The sequence below is a fragment of the Rhodococcus sp. P4_F3_2 genome, from assembly GCF_056401335.1.
Genome location: NZ_JBFUJN010000008.1, coordinates 231,679 through 247,794 on the forward strand (window position 1 = coordinate 231,679; position 16,116 = coordinate 247,794).

Sequence of the window (16,116 nt, forward strand, 5' to 3'; positions counted from 1 at the left end):
GGTTACATAGTGATGGGAAAAAGGCAGGTCGGCCTTGTGGTGGCAATTCAATTCTGTGGAGGGTTTTGTGTCAGGAAACAAAGATCTGCCGTTCGAACCGATAGTGGTTGGCGGCAGATCTCTAGCCGACCGATTGGCGCAACGCACCCATCCGCTGGTCAATGCGACGGTCGATCTGGTCCACCGCGACGTCACCTTCTACCGGTTGCTTCCGGACGAGGCGTTGCGTAACGACGTGACGACCATCGTGAGGCGAAATTTGGAACTGTTCATTTCGATGCTCCGGACGGGCGCAGATCTGGCGCCCGAGTTGCTCGCCGACATCAGCGAATCGGCTCGTCAACGGGCGCAGGAATTGGTTCCGCTCAGTGAGGTACTGCGCGCATATCACCTGGCAGCAGGGTTGTGGTGGGAGACGATCAGCGAATGGGCGGTCCCGGAAGACGGTGTTGCACTTGCCCGCACCGGACGACTCCTGAATGCATACACCGCGGCCTCCACGTCCGCGGTTCTTGCCGGCTACGGTTCCGACCACGCCACCCAGACGGACGAGGATTCGGCGCGAAGGTCCCTGTTCGTAGCACTTTCGACGGGTGTCGACGTGGATCGGGTCTCCGACGAGGTGGGGATCAGGTTGGCGCGCCTGTACTGGGTGGTGGCTCTGCACGTCGAGCGGAATGACGACGAGTCCTCGACCGAGGTGGACACTGCCGTCGCCGAGCGGAGGAAGGTGCGCCACCTGCAACGAGAGCTCGATCAGGTGGGGCGTGACAAAGCCCTCGGGGTGCTCGGGAGCAGCGGCGGAGCCGTACTGATTCCCATTGTGGAATCGGAACCCGCAGAGGGAAACTGGGCGTCGAGTCCGCAGTATTTGTCATTGTGTCGACGTTTGGGTGATCTCGAGAAGGTCATCGGTGCATCGACGGTTGCCGCTGTACACGTCGCGGCGCCCACGGCAATTCCAGCGGCGGTCACGCAGGCGCGCGAGGTGCTGAACGTTGCCCGAAAGTACGGACGCACCAGTGGGGTCGTCCGTCTCGAGGATCTTGCAGTGGAGTATCAACTGACCCGCTTCAGTGCTGCGCTGCCGATACTCGCAGATGTGTTGTTGCCGTTGGAGTCCGATAGCGCGGTACTCGAGACGCTCGAATCTTTCATCGACTCCGGATTCGATCGAGCCGCCACCGCCCGGCAGCTACACGTACATCCGAACACAGTGGTGTACCGCCTGCGAAAGGCGAGTTCCCTGACGGGACTTGACCTGTCGTCTCCGAAGGATCTTGTGCAAGTCACCATGGCGCTGGGAGCGCGTCGCGCAATCGGTATGGAGGCGGACTCTTCCCAAACGTGATGCGTCTGTGGTTCTCGGTGAACGAGCCGGAGGGCTGGCGATCCGGTGGGGAGACATGGCCAGGCGCCGTATGTCGGGCCACCCACACACGGTTCGGGTGGTCCGCCCGTCGACGACCCGGCAGAGCTTGTCGGTTTCGCGAACCCTGAATTGATCTTCGACACCTCGGCCGGGACGGGGCGGGCGGGAACACCTGGATGCAACATCGTGATCTGTAACGACGAATTGTTGCCGTTCCGCGTTGTCAACCTTCTCGGTGACTCTGCTGCTCAGATAGGTAATGCGGCGGGCGCGTAGATTCGCGATGCTGGTAGATGACGGTTTCGAACCCGAATTGTTGCCCAATATTTATGTTTAGTCTGTGTGACGGTCAGTGAACAGTAAATTTGAGTCAAATGATGCAACCGTGGCGAAATGTTCGCTACCGTGTGCTGGACAACCGACAATCTGGGGGTTCGGCTACATGGCAAATGTTCGCAGGTCTGTGACGAAGGGATTGATCGCTGCTTCGGTGATCGCCGCAGCTGGCGTGGGCCTTTCGCCGGCGACAGCGAGCGCCGACATCACACCGACCACGGTCGTCAACGGTATCTTGTCGACTGTCGGCGGCTGCCAGACGCCGGTGCGGTCTCTCATCCTTGCGTGCACGGGTGCTGAGACGCTGACGCGCCAGTCGCCCGTGCTGCTCGACCTCAACCCGGTGGGTACCAACATCGTCGTCTTGGGCGCCGGCCTCTTCGACGACGGCACGATGCGTCCGATGCTGGTCGACCGACTTCAGGCGGCGCTGCAGCTGGCTCGTCAGTACCCGCAGTCTCCGATCATCACGAGCGGTGGGGCCCCGAAGGCCGGAGTGACGGAAGCCAGGGCGATGCGCGAGTGGCTCGTCGCCAACGGCGTCGACCCGGGCCGGATCACCGAAGAAGGAACGTCGTGGTCCACGGTGGAGAACGCGCTCAACTCTGCGCGGATTCTCGCCGATCGAGGAGCAACGGGCGTGGTTGTGGTCTCGAGCGCCAATCACGTGGAACGCGCGATGGTGGACTTCCGGGTTGCAGTTCTCGGCCGGATCCCGGTCGCAGGCGTGATCGCTGCGACCTGACGCACCCAGCTGCCCATACAGTTCCGCGTACCGCCGGAATCACCCGGACGGTACGCGGAACTGTTTCTGGGTTGCTACTTTCGTCGTTGCAACTCGTCGTCACCTTCGGTCAGAAGCGCAAGTTCGGCATCGACGGTGTCGGAATCGATCTCACCGGGAACGGCGATCTTCGCCAGGAGTTGCTCGTCACCACTTTCCGTCCGAAGCGCCTTCTCCCTGATGAAGGCGATCGCGATCAGACTCAACAGAGCCAGGATTCCGGCGATGAGGAAGACCCGTGCGGTGGCATCGCCGTACGCAGCGCGGACCACATCCTGGATCGCTTCGGGTAGTTCGTTGAGGTTCGACAGCCCTGCGCCGGACCCTCCGGAGGCACTCAGATCGACCCCGATTGCGCTGAGTCCCTTGGTCGTAAGATCTGCAACGTGAGTGGAGAGCACTGCGCCGAGGACGGACACGCCTGCCGCGCCGCCGAGTGAGCGGAAGAACGAGACCGTCGAACTTGCGGTGCCGAGATCGCTAGGCGCGACGGTGTTCTGAACTGCGAGAACAAGATTCTGCATCACCATGCCCATCCCGGCGCCGAGCACGAAGAGGAACAGTCCGACCCAGAACATCGGCGTCGCGTGATCGATGGTCGAGAGGAGGAAGAAGCCTGCCGACATTGCGACGGCACCGGCGATCAGGAAGCCCTTCCAGCGCCCGAACTTCGTGATCATTGCCCCGGACAGGCCGGCGGAGAGCATGGAACCGATCACCATGGGCAGTGTCAGAAGACCTGCGGCAGTGGGAGAGTAGCCGCGGGCAATCTGGAAGTACTGACCCAAGAACACTGCTCCGCCGAACATTGCGACGCCGACGGCGATGCTTGCCAGCGTCGCCAGCGTGGTAGTCCGATCTCGGAAGAGGCGGAGCGGAATGATGGGTTCCTTGACCTTGCTTTCCACCCACAGCGCTGCGGCGAGCAGCACGACGCCGAGTCCGACGAGGAAGAACGACATCGCAGAAGCCCACTCGAAGTTCTTACCTGCCAAAGTGACCCAGATCAAAAGAGTGCTGACACCGGCGGCAATGAGGGTTGCACCGACGTAGTCGATGCTGACGTCCTTCTTGACGATCGGGAGGTTCAACGTACGCTGCACGACGATCAATGCGATGACTGCCAGCGGCACGCCGACGAAGAACGTCCAGCGCCAGCCGAGCCAACTGGTGTCCACGATCAGGCCGCCGATCAGCGGGCCGGCGACTGTCGCGACGGACATGACGGCTGCGATCGGTCCCTGGTATCGACCACGCTCACGCGGGCTGAACATCGCCGCGATCACGATGATCACGAGGGCTTGCAAGCCGCCGAGGCCCAGTCCCTGAACAGCGCGGAAACCGATCAGCATGCCGACCGATTGCGACATGCCCGCAAGGATCGAGCCGATCGTGAACAGCGTGATGGACAGCTGGACCAACAGCTTCTTACTCACCAGATCCGAGAACTTGCCCCAAATGGGAGTTGTTGCGGTGGAAGCCAACAGCGTTGCCGTCACGACCCAGGTGTACTGATCCTGGGTGCCGTGTAGTTCGGTGATGATGGTGGGGAGTGCATTCGAGACGATCGTCGATGACAGGAATGCGACGAACATGCCGAGTAGGAGCCCGACAAGTGCCTCGATCTTCTGCTTGTGGGTCATCGGCGCATCGGTCGATGACTGAGGTGGTGGAACGTCGGTAGACGTGAAAGAACTCATGAATATCCTTGCATCGGAGAATGATTCGATCTGATCGTGCAGCGTCGGTCAGTGCGCCGCGTGGGACTCTGGGCAGGTCGAGCGGCGTAGTCGATCGAGTGCACATGCGACGTCGACGGCGTCCTCTTCGGTCCATCCGTCGAGATGGTCGATGAGTCGCTGCGCCTGGGCGCGACGATGGAAGACCAGGGTCTGGACGCCGAGTGGAGTCAAGGACAGGAGCGATGCCCGTCCGTCGTCCGGGTCCGGTCGCCGCTGAATGTATCCACAAGATTCGGCGTGTGTGATCTGTCTGCTCAGCGTCGAGACTGTCACTCTCAACTTTTCCGCCAGATCCGTCGATCTCGTGGAATCTGCGGCCGACAACTGCGAGAGGAGGGCGCCGAGTGGGTCCGGCAACATGCCGGGGGACAGTTGGCGTGAGCCGGTCGACGAAACCTCGCGGTGGCGCCGGACTAGGGCGCGAAGGTTGTCGAGGATTGCCTCGGCACTGTCGTGAGTGATCACGGCCACCCCCTCGAATAGTTGATATTTGCAACTATAGATCAAGTTGGTTGCACTGCGCAACTACTTTGTTGTCAGTCCTCGGAACTGCCCAGTCGGTGCAGCAAGGCCGTCAGCGTGGTGATGTCGTCAGTTTCCCATTTTGCGAGTCGGGCGCGCCAACGATCGATCTGATGATTACGGATCGTCGTGAGCTTCGTCCGAGCCTCAGGGGTCAGGGTCACCAGCTTCGCGCGAGCGTCGTCGGGGTCGGGGATCCGTTCCACCAGGCCGAGCCGAGCTGCGGCATCAATTTGCCTGGTCAGGGTGGACTTCTCGATATCGAGCGTGGAGATCAGGTCGGACATCCGCACGGCATCGGAACGGTTCAGGATGACAAGAACCGGGTAGAGCGCCGGATCGAGTTTGGGATGAATTGCACGCGCATAGGTGCGCGCCTGGGCGCGTCCTCGTTGCCACATGTCGGCAAGTTCCATCTCCAGGCCCGTGATCGGATCTGAAACCACTGTCGTTCCCCTTTGGTGCGATTCGTTCGGTGTTCATCAAACCAGAAGGGGGGCCGGAGTGATTTGGGTGAAGTCACGCTGAGCGAAAGGTACGTTCGGCGTACTGAAGGCGCTGAACGTACCTTTCGCTCGGAAAGTGGGTGGGTCAAGCCACCGCATACGCCCGCACGCACGTGTTCAGGTCGCGGGTGAGATCGGCCGCTGTACTGGTCGGAGAACCGAATTTCACGACGGACCCGTCGCTCCCGTGGAACAACAGCGTCGGAAACGAAGTGGCGCCGAGCCTGCGTGCCCGGACGAAATCGGCGCGGGCGGCGTCCTTCGAATCTGTGGTGAACAGGGAAGACACTGCGGCAGATGGGTCGAGCCCGAGAGATTTCGCTATGGCTCGGTAGGTCTCGGGATCGGAGAGGCTGCGACCGTCTCGGTAGAACGCGGTCTGCATGGCCTCCGCGATGTCGAGTGCGCGAGTCGGATCCTGTGTGCGAAGCGCGGCGAGTCCGATCGCAGCATCCGTCGAATCTATGACGAACCGCCCGTCAGACACCAGTTGTGAATATCCGTCACCGAAAACGGCGCCGGTCTGGGCTGCGATGGTGGCGTTGGCTGATTTCAGGTACGGAGCCGAAGACATGGGTGCGACGCGTTCACCGGTGAACAGCCCGCCGCTGACCACGGACAAGTTGATGGAATCGGCATTTTGACGGACGAACTCCGTCAAAGCAGGGCCGAAGCCGAAACACCACCCGCAATAGGCGTCGAAGACGTAGGTGAGTTGCGTCGTGCCTGCTGTTTTCGAGCCTGTCGATTGCACTGTTGATTCCTATCCGAGCGCGAACTGATTGATACTCTGACGGTATGTCGCATTCGGGTATTCGGTCACGGTGAAGATGAGTCCCGAACTAGTGAAAAACAGACAAGTACCCGTCCGGGACGTCGGGTACGCGTCTTCGGTGGCTGACGCGACCGAGATCGAAGTACTCAGCCTGGACACCATTCGCATCAACGGGGGTAGTGCAGAGTTCGTCGGCCCCCAACGCCCGCAGTTTCACTTACTCGCGCTGGTGACCGAGGGTTCGGCGCTACACACCATCGACTTCGTCAACTACGCGGTGAGCCCGGGGACCGTGTTCTGGGTCAGACCGGGGCAGGTGCAACAGTGGGGGCGAATCCAGGATTTCGAGGCGATGGTCGTTCTGTTCACACCCTCGTCGCTCGATGCCGTCAGCCAGCAGTTGTTGGACGGGAACGCTCACAGTCGGCAGGCAGCGTGGCAGTTGTCCGGCGAGAACCTCGAGACCATCAGCACGGGTATGAAACACCTGAACTTGAACTACGGTTGTCCGGATACTTCTGCGCCGGTCGTTCGCGCGGCCATTCTGCGGCACACGTTGACAGCAATTCTGTTGAAACTGACCCACCTCGGTGGACAGGAACAGAGTTCCGTGCTGGCACACAATGACGTGTTCGAAAGGTTTCATGCCGTTGTCGAACGTGACTTCGCCACGGTCCGTTCGGTTTCGGAGTACGCCAACAAGATCGGGTACTCCGAGAAGACTGTATTGCGGGCTACCCGAGCTGCTGCCGGAATGACGGCAAAGCAGTACATCGATCAGCGTGTGGTGCTCGAAGCGAAACGTCTGCTGTCTTTCGGCACGGACACGGTCACCCAGGTGGCGTCGAAGCTGGGGTTCGACGATTCTGCGAACTTCACAAAATTCTTCGCCACCCGGGTGGGTGTTTCTCCGCTGACCTTCCGTCAGGACGTCAGAGCGCGCTGAACGCCGCCCATCGCGCGTCGGCGCTGTCGAGGGTTCCGATGCTGTTCTGCCCCTTGCCATGTGCGATGCCGTCCAGATCCTGGATGATCCAGTAGATGGCAAAAGGATGGCTGCCGAACCAGAGATCGCCGCTGACGTCCAATGCGTGCGCCGGGTCGGGTGTCAGGTTGTCGAACAGTGGAGTGTTTCGCACGATGGATGCGTCGTACTGCTGCCCGGAAAGTACGGCGACGGTCTGCGCCGCATGCTCGGGTAGAAGTTCAGGTGAGACGGGCGAAATCGTGCCGGTGTCTTGATTGTTGGTCGCGTTGACTTCCGATGCCGGCCTGGTGAATCCGGCCTCGGTGACCAGTGTGGAGATGGGAGTGGTCGGTGGCACGGTGAACAGGTTTCCGCTGTAGCCGAGAAGGATCGCAAGGCTCTGGCCGGCAGCCGCGGACTTGACGTCTTCGAGGCCGGATTCCAGCTTTCCGATCATGGCGGTTGCTTCGCTGCCTCGATCGAGCTGTGCCCCAGCTTGTTCGAGCACATCACGCCACGGCGCCGAGTACGGGAGGACCAAGGTTGGCGCCACGGAATTGATCTGCGCGAACAGGCTCGGTAGTGGACCGGCATTGCTCATCAGGATCTCATCGGGTTCGACGGACGCGATCTCTTCGACGGCGGGGTTGGCGAAGAAAGTCGGCTTGTCGAGAACTTCGACGCCCTGCTCGCGCAGAATCGACTTGGCGACGTCCGATCGCAGGGTGCTGTAGACGACGGTGGGCTTCACGCCGAGTGCGAGTGCACTCAGCCCCGCGTACTCGTCGAGCGCGAGAATGCGCTGCGGTGAGGCCGGAACTTCGACGGTGCCGAGTTCGTGTGTGACGGAGCGAGTTGCAGAAGCGGTTTCGGACTCGGCGGAGCTGCTGCACGCGCTTGCACCGGCAACGGTGAGGAGAAGCGCCGAGACGATGCCGAATGCGGTTCGGGTGGTGAACATCTGAGGTCAACGATCCATTCGTGGGAAGAAGAAGGACAGGAGGGTGCCGGCCAGCAGTAGGCCGGAGCAGACGAAGAGGGCTTGGGAGTATCCGGAAACCAGTGCTTCGGTCGGTGCGCTGTCCGAATGCGCTGTCGAGGAAGCGGCGACGCTCACGAGAACGGCTAGTCCGAGTGAACCGCCGATCTGACGCGATGTGCTCAGTAGCCCTGATGCCATGCCGACTTCTTCGGGGGGAGCGTCGGCGGTGGCGACGTTACTGAGCGGCATGAACGACAGACCGATGCCGATGCTTGCCAGAAGCGAAGGCACCAGGATGACGGCCCAGAAGGGACTGTCGAGGTTCATGGTCGAAAACATGAAAGTCCCGATTGCGGCGACTGCTGTTCCGACTACGAGCAGCGGTCGAACTCCGTAGCGCGGAAGGAGTTTGGTGGACGCGAGGATGCCGATCACCAGGCCGAAGCAGAAAGGCAGGAAAGCCAGACCGGTGGTGGTCGGTGAATAGCCCAGTCCACGTTGCAGGAAGAGTGAGACGAAGAAGAACGCGCTGAATTGGGCCGCACACACCAGGCACATGATGGCGTTGGCCAGTCCGATTCGGGGTCGAAGCAGGGTGGACAGTCGTACCAGTGGTGTGGCGCAGCGGCTTTCGACTACGACAAAGGCAGTCAGCAGGGCGACCGTGAGTGCGAATCCACCCAGCACGTAACCCGAAGTCCAGGAATGTGATTCCGTGGCGATCACTGTGCCGACAAGGGCGGTGATTCCGGCCGTCGCCAAGATGGCTCCGGGGAGATCGAGGGAGCCACCTCTAGCGGCTTGGCCGGCCGGCAGGCCACGGGCACCTGCGACCGCGGCGATCAGGGCCACCGGTGCGCCGGCGAACATCACCCATCGCCAACTGAGCCCTTCGGTCAAAATGCCGCTCAGGACGACACCGAGTGCGCCGCCCAGTGCTGATGACATTGCGCCGATGCCGAATGCCTTGGCCCTGGCGCGTCCGGTGGGAAAGGCCTGACTGAGGGCGGCGAGCCCGGCCGGCGCGATCAGTGCAGCGCCGACGCCTTGAAGCGCCCGAGCTCCGACAAGCATTTCGGCGGACACGGAGAAGGTGCCGACGATGCTGACGAGGGCGAACAGCAGAAGCCCGGAAACCAGAACTCGACGAGTGCCCATCACGTCGCACAGACGACCGCCGAGAAGCAGCAGTCCACCGAAGGCGAGGGCGTACGCGTTGACGACCCAGGACAACCCGGCGTCGGAAAAGTTCAGCGATTCCTGGATGTCTGGCAGCGCGACGTTGATGACCGACATGTCGAAGGCCACCAGGAACTGCGCTGCCGCGGCGGCTGTGAGGACCAAAGCCGGTGCGGCTACCGCTCGAGTTGTTGTTGTCATTGCAGGTACCTAATTTGTATACGCGTTCTCATAAGTAGTTAGGTTTACCTTGCTGACAACTGAGATGCAAGGGGTTCCCCGGGCGAGAGCGTCGTAGCAGGGGCGCGCACAATCGACGGATGGCCGAAAAGATGGAACCGAGATCACCGCGGCTCGGACGTCCCCCGGCGATCACGTCGGAGCAGATAGTCGACGAGGCGAAACGGCAACTTCAGTCCGGCGGCGCCGACGCGTTGAGCATGCGCGCGTTGGCGAAGTCGCTCGGCACCACCCCGATGGCGCTGTACCGGCACGTGGGCGACAAGGAACAGCTGATCAGCGCGGTTCTCGATGTGTACTCGCAAGATCTCGGCGCGCTGGTCCTGCCGCAGGATCAGGTCGAACGGCTTCGCATGATCTTCACCGCGATCTTCGAAACGCTGGCATCGGAGCGCTGGATCATCGAGTTGCTTCAGCGAGGTGGGCGCGGCGGGAGCGGCGCTGTGGTCTTGGTCGATCGGGCCATGGCCGCGTGTGTCGAACTCGGGATGTCGCCGCGCCGCGCACTGTTGGTCTATCGAGCGCTGTGGAACTACACACTCGGTGCACTGCTCAACATCTACGACACCACCACACGACCGGAAGGCAGTGTGTCACCTCTCGCGGTGAAGATCCGAGAAATCGGTCCCGAGAAACTGCCGGTACTCAGTGAGGTGCTCGAGGACTGGCCGGGAGGGACGACGACTGAGAGTTACCTGGAAGGTCTCGAGGTCTTGATCAGTGGATACACAAATTCCGACTGAGAGTGTTTACAACAGCCCGTGCCTCGGTGGGATTGTCCCCGACAGCGTCCAGCGGCCGATGTGTTGGACCTTCCACCTCGTCGGATCGTGCAGAGTATGCGTGCGTGCGTCACGCCAGAATCGCGAGAGGTTCGCTGATTCGCCCGCGCTTCTGGTGCCACCGAGCTCGAACAGCGTGCTCGTGGCCGCCAATGACGCCCTGGCACCAACCACTTTGGCAGTTGCAGCGTCGATGGATGCTCGGGCCGTGGAGTCCTCGGTGGGATTACGACGCGCCACGTCGATCGATCGCGCCGCTTCCGCCAAGAGGGATCTGGCAGCGCGAACCTCGATTGTCGCTTCGCCGGCGAGTTGAACGAGCAGTGGATCCTCCACCGCTGTATCGACTTTCGCCTCGAAGAAGGGCCGCGCCTTTGCTGCGAGTTTCACGGATTCACGCAATGCGGCCGACGCTATGCCCGTGTCGATCGCGGCGTGCAGAATCTGGGCCTGTGCCCCGTAGGTGGTCGGGTGAGTGAACAACGATGTGAAGGGTACGACGTTGAACCGCGGCACCGACACGGATTCGAGTGTCACGGTTCCGCTCGCAGTTGTCTTCTGCCCCATGCCGTCCCAGTCGTCGACGATGGACAGTCCGGGAGTATTCCGGGGTAGGTAGACCGCGGATTTCACCTGTGCCCCGGTCTCGGTGAACTGATCCGCATTGGCGGCACGTACCACGATCCAATCTGCGAAAAGTGCTCCTGTGCAATAGAATTTTCGACCTTCGAGCACAAAGTCTTCCCCGTCGGGGGTGAGAGTGGTGCCGTCGATGTCGATGGTCTTGTTGCCGCGCTCGCTCTGGGCGTTGGCGAACTGCTTACCCGACAATGCTTCGGCGTAGAAGAACTGCTTCTGCTCGTTAGACCCCTGGTACCGGAGCGCTTCCAGGAAAGTGAAGTGGCTGTGCGGAATCTGCGCGATGCTGGGATCGCCCTCGGCGAGTAGGCGGAAGACCTCGGCCAACGTCTCGGTGCTCGCGTCGATGCCACCGAACTCCTTCGGCACCGAGAGCCCCAGCAGACCGGACTGCGCCAGGGTACGAACCTCGCCGTGGGGAAGGAGGCGCTGCGCATCGCGGACGCCGGCACCTGCCGCGAACTCGTCGGACAGCTGTGACGCTACCGAGAGCGCCTCGTCTTCACTGGTGATGCGGTGCGCGATCTCCTGAATGTCCACAGCAGTCATGCTGCCACCGTTTCACAGTTGCAGCACCCGCCCAACACTTACAACCTGTGTGATCGCTACCCTGGAAACCCCCGGGAACTGCATGTTTGCTGGATTTCATGTCTACTGAACGTATCGCCGACGAGATCAAGTTCGCCTACTGGGTGCCCAATGTCAGTGGTGGTCTGGTCACCTCCGACATCGAGCAGCGGACCAGCTGGGACTACGAGTACAACAAGAAGTTGGCGCAGACCGCCGAGAACAACGGCTTCGAGTACGCCCTGAGTCAGGTTCGTTACGAGGCGAGCTACGGTGCCGAGTTCCAGCACGAATCCACGAGTTTCAGCCTTGCACTGCTCCTGGCCACCGAGAAGCTCAAGGTCATCGCCGCCGTGCATCCCGGACTCTGGCAGCCGGCAGTGTTGGCGAAGCTGGGCGCTACCGCTGACCACCTGTCGAACGGTCGATTTGCCGTCAACGTCGTCAGTGGTTGGTTCAAGGACGAGTTCACTCATCTGGGCGAGCCGTGGCTCGAGCACGACGAGCGCTATCGGCGTAGCGCCGAGTTCCTTCAGGTTCTTCGCAAGATCTGGACCGAGGACGACGTCGATTTCCGCGGCGACTTCTACCGCATTCACGACTTCACATTGAAGCCGAAGCCTCTGAACACCCCGGAGCGCCCCAATCCCGAACTGTTCCAAGGCGGTAACTCGGCGGCAGCCCGTGAGAACGCCGGTCGCTATTCGGATTGGTACTTCAGTAACGGCAAGGACTACGACGGCGTCACGGAACAGTTGGTCGACGTCCGCCGTGTTGCTCGCGAGAACGATCGGGAGGTGAAGTTCGGACTCAACGGGTTCATCATCGCCCGCGACACCGAGGCCGAAGCAAAAGACACGCTGCGCGAGATCATCGCCAAGGCGAACCGTCCCGCAGTCGAGGGTTTCAAGAATGCAGTCCAACAAGCCGGCGCGTCGACCTCGTCCAAGGACGGGATGTGGGCAGATTCGACATTCGAGGACTTGGTTCAGTACAACGATGGCTTCCGCTCACAACTGATCGGCACGCCGGAACAGATCGCCCATCGGATCGTCGAATATCGCCGTCGCGGTGTCGATCTGATTCTCGGCGGATTCCTGCACTTCCAGGAAGAGATCGAGTACTTCGGGGCCAAGGTGCTCCCGCTGGTTCGTGAACTCGAAGCAGCCGACAGTGACGAGCAGGTGCTCGTCACCGCCGGCTGATCGCCTGGTCTCTCAGGACTTTGCGTGGCGCTTCGCCAGCATCCAACGAGAGATCTTCATGTCCCGAGCTTTTCGCTCGATGGTCAGCAGGTCCAGCGGAGCGCTGAATTTCTGAACGGCCAGTGATTTCACACTGCTGAACTCACGCAGCCCATCGGCTCCGTGGATACGCCCGAACCCGGAATCGCCGACCCCGCCGAACGGCAGGGCGGCGATTCCGGCGAATCCGAGAACCGAATTGACCGTGACGACACCGCATTCGAGCTTCTCGGCAATCGCTCGACCCTTCGACGAACTCTTGGTGAACACCGAGGCCCCCAAGCCGTACTTCGACGCATTGGCACGCTCGATCCCCTCGTTCATGTCGGCGACCTTGTTCACCACGACGCTCGGGCCGAACGTTTCTTCGGTGATCGCCGTGGAATCCTCCGGAACATCCGTCAGGATGATCGGATCGATGAACGGACCGTTGAACGAATCAAGCCCGCCGAGTACAGCTTTCGCGCCTCGGCTGAGAGCGTCTTCGATCTGGCCTCGGACTATCGCAGTCTGCTTTCCCAGCGTCATCGGCCCGTAGGTCGAGCTGTCGGTGGCGCCGGCGTGGGCGTCCTGAAGCGCGGCGGTGAGCTTGGACAAGAAGGCGTCGTACACGGGCGCTGCGACGTAGATTCGTTCGACGCCGGCACAGGTTTGTCCGCCGTTGCCCACTGCCCCGAATGCAGCGAAGCTCACGGCCGCATCGAGGTTGGCGTCGGAGTCCACCAGCATGGCGTCCTTGCCGCCGCATTCGGCGACCAGGGGAGTGAGGGTGTCCGCGCAGGCGGCCATCACGCGCTTTGCGGTAGCCGTCGAGCCGGTGAATGCGATCTTGTCGACACCGGACGAACACAGAAGTGCACCGGTTTTTCCGTCACCGGTAATGGTCTGCAGGACAGGGTGTCCGGGTGCGGCGATGTTCCACAGCCGGGCCAATTCGACGCCGACGCCGGGTGAGAGTTCGCTCGGCTTGAAGACGACGGCGTTGCCGGCGGCCAGTGCGTAGCCGATCGACCCCATCGGTGTGTACAGCGGATAATTCCAGGGGCCGATCACACCGACGACGCCCATCGGCCGGTAGCCGACGGATGCAGACTGGTTGGCGCTGATCAGTCCTGCACCGACGCGTCTGCGGCGCAATACTTTCTGTGCGTTGCGTGCCGCCCAGTCGAGATGTTCGACGGCCAGCATGACTTCGAGAAGGGCGTCGTCGCTGGGTTTTCCGGTCTCGGCGGAAATGATCGCCGCCATCGATTCGGCGTGAGTGGCGATCGCGGCGCGGAAATTACCGAGCACCTTCCGGCGGCCTTGGAATCCGAGTTGATCCCACCACTTCGACGCCGTGCGTGCTGAGGCGACCGCTTTCTCGATCTCTTGCTGATCTGCAATGGGGTGCTGCGCGACCACGGAATCGTTGCGAGGGTCGAGGCTCGCGAAGGTGTGATCGTCCGATTTCGGATCTGTCGACGTGGACGTGCTCTGGCGGCCGAGCTGTTCTGTCATGTTCTTCAGATCCTCCACATGTCGGTGCATCACATATATGTGATGTGATTTACTGTGCTGGTAGTCACAGTATGCGTCGGACCGAGCTCCGACAAGCCTCCAGCCTCATCTCACTCGGGAGTTTTCGATGTACATGGATTTCACGCAGGAGCAGTCTGATTTCGCCAAGTCGGTAGCGTCGTTCTGCAAGAAGGAAAGTGGTACCCGTGAGCAGCGAGACCTGCTGACCGATCATGGCGCCCATAACCACAACCAGGCGTTCTACGAGAAGATGGCGGAATTGGGTTGGCTCGGGCTGACTGTCCCGGAGGAATACGGCGGATCTGCCGGAAGTACGGTCGACCTGTGCATCTTCCTGGAGGAAGCAGCCAAGGGCATGGCGCCGATCGGTGGACTGGGCCCGACCGTCATCACCGGGGCTGCATACGAGAAGTTCGGCAGTCCGGCCCAGAAGGAGGCAGTGCTCGGCGGGATCGTCCGTGGCGCGTCGCAGTCGATCTCGATGTCCGAACCCGAAGCAGGCTCCGACGTGGGAAATTTGAGTTGCCGCGCCGAGAAGGTCGACGGTGGGTGGCTGATCAACGGCCAGAAGACGTGGTGTTCCAACGCGCACTTCGCCGAGAACATCCTTCTGGTGGCTCGCACATCCCGAGGTGAAGGCAAGCATGAGGGCCTGACGATGTTCCATGTCCCGGCCGACATCTCCGGATTGAAGATCAGTGGAATCGACACCATGGGCGGCAAGGAGGTCAACGATCTCTACTTCACCGACACATTCCTGCCCGAGGACGCGGTGGTTGGGGAAGTCGGCAACGGCTGGCGTCAACTCATGGCCGGACTCAACATCGAACGCCTCATCCTCGCGGCGATGATGCTCGGGACCGCGCAGCGCGCTTTCGACGACACCCTCGAATTCGTCACCACGCGTAAGCAGTTCGGCCGTCCGGTCGGATCGTTTCAGGCGCTTCGCCACCGGATCGCGGATCTCGCCACGGAGATCGAATGCGGCCGTCTGCTGGTCTACAGCGTTGCCCGAATGGTCGACGCCAACCCGACCAAGATGTTCCCGCGGGAAGCGTCGATGGCCAAGCTGAAGCTGACCGAGACCGCCAAGAAGGTCGCGCTCGAGGGGATGCAGATGATGGGTGGGTACGGTTACGCGACTGAGTTCGACATGGAGCACCATGTGCGAAAGACTCTTGTGTCCTCCATTTATGGTGGTACCAACGAGATTCAGCGAGACATCATCGGCAAAACGTACGGACTGTGAGGATCGGTTGTGGCAACGTCTGCACGCACTCGGAGGGCGACATCTGAGCTGAGGAGACGGCCACAGTTGTCGGAGGACGTGGCCAACCACGTTCGTAACCTGATCATGTCCGGCGCTGTGCGTCCGGGCGAGTTCGTCAGATTGGACGAAACCGCAGCCGACCTCGGTGTCAGCGTCACGCCGGTGCGAGAAGCCCTCGTCGCATTGCGCGGCGAGGGAATGGTCGAGTTGGTTCCGCATCGCGGCTATCTCGTCTCGCCCCTCAGTCGCCAAGACATCGAAGACATCTTCTGGTTGCAGGGGCAGATCGCAGTCAAGCTGGCTTTGCGGGCGATGGACACCATCACAGCTGATCAACTGGTGGAACTCACGGAACTCAACGCCGATTTGCGAGCGGCAGTCGACGCTTCGGATGCAGCTGCGATCGAGCAGTGCGAATTCGAATTCCACCGCTTGATCAATCGCGCTGCGGGTGGTGCGAAGCTGGCATGGTTCCTGTTCGGCGCGATTCGGTACACCCCTGCTCGTCTCTACGCGACGGATCCAGGCTGGGGTGAGCTTGCGGTATCGAGCCACGACGCTTTGATCGAGGCGTTCGAGAAGCACGATCGAGAACAGGTGGACGCGCAGATGAGTCTGCAGTTCTCCGACGGCGCTGCTCGACTTCTCGCTCACCTCGACAACATCGGGATCTGGGACTGAATCAGGA

General features: G+C 61.3%; 16 protein-coding genes. 8 read left to right on the forward strand and 8 right to left on the reverse strand.

All coding sequences use genetic code 11. The annotated features are described in order from the left end of the window. Window positions 1-67 precede the first annotated feature (67 nt). The 3 genes from AC1DWA_RS11350 to AC1DWA_RS11360 all read left to right on the forward strand — a co-directional run bounded on the left by AC1DWA_RS11350 (window position 68) and on the right by AC1DWA_RS11360 (window position 2,453). Window positions 68-1,351, forward strand: coding sequence for a PucR family transcriptional regulator (locus tag AC1DWA_RS11350; protein WP_029256487.1), 1,284 nt, complete (start codon window positions 68-70; stop codon window positions 1,349-1,351). Window positions 1,352-1,396: 45 nt separating this feature from the next. Beyond that, on the forward strand, window positions 1,397-1,648 hold the full coding sequence (locus AC1DWA_RS11355; protein WP_139047394.1) for a hypothetical protein: 252 nt from the start codon (window positions 1,397-1,399) through the stop codon (window positions 1,646-1,648). 76 nt (window positions 1,649-1,724) lie between these two features. Beyond that, window positions 1,725-2,453, forward strand: a complete 729-nt coding sequence (locus AC1DWA_RS11360; protein WP_019745734.1) for a YdcF family protein — start codon at window positions 1,725-1,727, stop codon at window positions 2,451-2,453. Between the two features lie 74 nt (window positions 2,454-2,527). Here AC1DWA_RS11360 and AC1DWA_RS11365 read toward each other — a convergent pair whose 3' ends face one another. The 4 genes from AC1DWA_RS11365 to AC1DWA_RS11380 form a co-directional block, all read right to left on the reverse strand. Beyond that, window positions 2,528-4,135 carry a DHA2 family efflux MFS transporter permease subunit gene (locus AC1DWA_RS11365; RefSeq protein WP_020723618.1) on the reverse strand — a complete coding sequence of 536 codons (1,608 nt, stop codon included), beginning with the start codon at window positions 4,133-4,135 and terminating at the stop codon, window positions 2,528-2,530. A 105-nt stretch (window positions 4,136-4,240) separates the two neighbouring features. Further along, window positions 4,241-4,699, reverse strand: a complete 459-nt coding sequence (locus tag AC1DWA_RS11370; RefSeq protein WP_020971103.1) for a MarR family winged helix-turn-helix transcriptional regulator — start codon at window positions 4,697-4,699, stop codon at window positions 4,241-4,243. A 71-nt stretch (window positions 4,700-4,770) separates the two neighbouring features. Further along, the gene (locus tag AC1DWA_RS11375; RefSeq protein ID WP_019745731.1) at window positions 4,771-5,202 is read right to left on the reverse strand and encodes a MarR family winged helix-turn-helix transcriptional regulator; all 432 of its coding nucleotides are present in this window, start codon (window positions 5,200-5,202) and stop codon (window positions 4,771-4,773) included. Between the two features lie 145 nt (window positions 5,203-5,347). Beyond that, the gene (locus tag AC1DWA_RS11380; RefSeq protein WP_477846861.1) at window positions 5,348-6,016 is read right to left on the reverse strand and encodes a DsbA family protein; all 669 of its coding nucleotides are present in this window, start codon (window positions 6,014-6,016) and stop codon (window positions 5,348-5,350) included. Between the two features lie 139 nt (window positions 6,017-6,155). Between AC1DWA_RS11380 and AC1DWA_RS11385 the strand changes: the two genes are divergently transcribed. Next, window positions 6,156-6,983: a helix-turn-helix domain-containing protein gene (locus AC1DWA_RS11385; RefSeq protein WP_019745729.1), complete on the forward strand. Its 828-nt coding sequence runs from the start codon at window positions 6,156-6,158 to the stop codon at window positions 6,981-6,983. Here the strand turns inward: AC1DWA_RS11385 and AC1DWA_RS11390 are convergent. Continuing rightward, window positions 6,970-7,965 carry an ABC transporter substrate-binding protein gene (locus AC1DWA_RS11390; protein WP_317559192.1) on the reverse strand — a complete coding sequence of 332 codons (996 nt, stop codon included), beginning with the start codon at window positions 7,963-7,965 and terminating at the stop codon, window positions 6,970-6,972. The genes AC1DWA_RS11385 and AC1DWA_RS11390 overlap by 14 nt on opposite strands. Before the next feature lie 6 nt (window positions 7,966-7,971). Continuing rightward, a complete protein-coding gene (locus AC1DWA_RS11395) occupies window positions 7,972-9,366 on the reverse strand; it encodes an MFS transporter (protein WP_113682706.1) in 1,395 nt (464 codons plus the stop codon). A gap of 119 nt (window positions 9,367-9,485) precedes the next feature. On the opposite strand from AC1DWA_RS11395, the gene AC1DWA_RS11400 reads away from it, so the two are divergent. Continuing rightward, window positions 9,486-10,148, forward strand: a complete 663-nt coding sequence (locus tag AC1DWA_RS11400; protein WP_477846862.1) for a TetR/AcrR family transcriptional regulator — start codon at window positions 9,486-9,488, stop codon at window positions 10,146-10,148. Window positions 10,149-10,154: 6 nt separating this feature from the next. On the opposite strand, the gene AC1DWA_RS11405 is transcribed toward AC1DWA_RS11400, so the two are convergent. Continuing rightward, window positions 10,155-11,375 carry an SfnB family sulfur acquisition oxidoreductase gene (locus AC1DWA_RS11405; protein WP_477846863.1) on the reverse strand — a complete coding sequence of 407 codons (1,221 nt, stop codon included), beginning with the start codon at window positions 11,373-11,375 and terminating at the stop codon, window positions 10,155-10,157. Window positions 11,376-11,473: 98 nt separating this feature from the next. Between AC1DWA_RS11405 and sfnG the strand changes: the two genes are divergently transcribed. After that, window positions 11,474-12,598: a dimethylsulfone monooxygenase SfnG gene (gene sfnG, locus AC1DWA_RS11410; protein ID WP_024487492.1), complete on the forward strand. Its 1,125-nt coding sequence runs from the start codon at window positions 11,474-11,476 to the stop codon at window positions 12,596-12,598. 12 nt (window positions 12,599-12,610) lie between these two features. On the opposite strand, the gene AC1DWA_RS11415 is transcribed toward sfnG, so the two are convergent. Beyond that, complete coding sequence (locus AC1DWA_RS11415; protein WP_477846864.1) at window positions 12,611-14,137, reverse strand: aldehyde dehydrogenase family protein; 1,527 nt, start codon at window positions 14,135-14,137, stop codon at window positions 12,611-12,613. Between the two features lie 127 nt (window positions 14,138-14,264). Between AC1DWA_RS11415 and AC1DWA_RS11420 the strand changes: the two genes are divergently transcribed. Together AC1DWA_RS11420 and AC1DWA_RS11425 are read left to right on the forward strand one after the other, a co-directional pair. Beyond that, entirely contained in the window at window positions 14,265-15,407 is a 1,143-nt protein-coding gene (locus AC1DWA_RS11420; protein WP_007730792.1) for an acyl-CoA dehydrogenase family protein, read from the forward strand. 9 nt (window positions 15,408-15,416) lie between these two features. Then, a complete protein-coding gene (locus tag AC1DWA_RS11425; RefSeq protein WP_019745722.1) occupies window positions 15,417-16,109 on the forward strand; it encodes a GntR family transcriptional regulator in 693 nt (230 codons plus the stop codon). Window positions 16,110-16,116 lie beyond the last annotated feature (7 nt).

Coding starts and splice junctions, on each gene's coding strand:
- sfnG (WP_024487492.1), top strand. CDS start 11,474: ATGTCTACTGAACGTATCGCCGACGAGATCAAGTTCGCCTACTGGGTG.
- AC1DWA_RS11365 (WP_020723618.1), bottom strand. CDS start 4,135: ATGACCCACAAGCAGAAGATCGAGGCACTTGTCGGGCTCCTACTCGGC.
- AC1DWA_RS11415 (WP_477846864.1), bottom strand. CDS start 14,137: ATGACAGAACAGCTCGGCCGCCAGAGCACGTCCACGTCGACAGATCCG.
- AC1DWA_RS11390 (WP_317559192.1), bottom strand. CDS start 7,965: ATGTTCACCACCCGAACCGCATTCGGCATCGTCTCGGCGCTTCTCCTC.
- AC1DWA_RS11395 (WP_113682706.1), bottom strand. CDS start 9,366: ATGACAACAACAACTCGAGCGGTAGCCGCACCGGCTTTGGTCCTCACA.
- AC1DWA_RS11420 (WP_007730792.1), top strand. CDS start 14,265: ATGTACATGGATTTCACGCAGGAGCAGTCTGATTTCGCCAAGTCGGTA.
- AC1DWA_RS11400 (WP_477846862.1), top strand. CDS start 9,486: ATGGCCGAAAAGATGGAACCGAGATCACCGCGGCTCGGACGTCCCCCG.
- AC1DWA_RS11405 (WP_477846863.1), bottom strand. CDS start 11,375: ATGACTGCTGTGGACATTCAGGAGATCGCGCACCGCATCACCAGTGAA.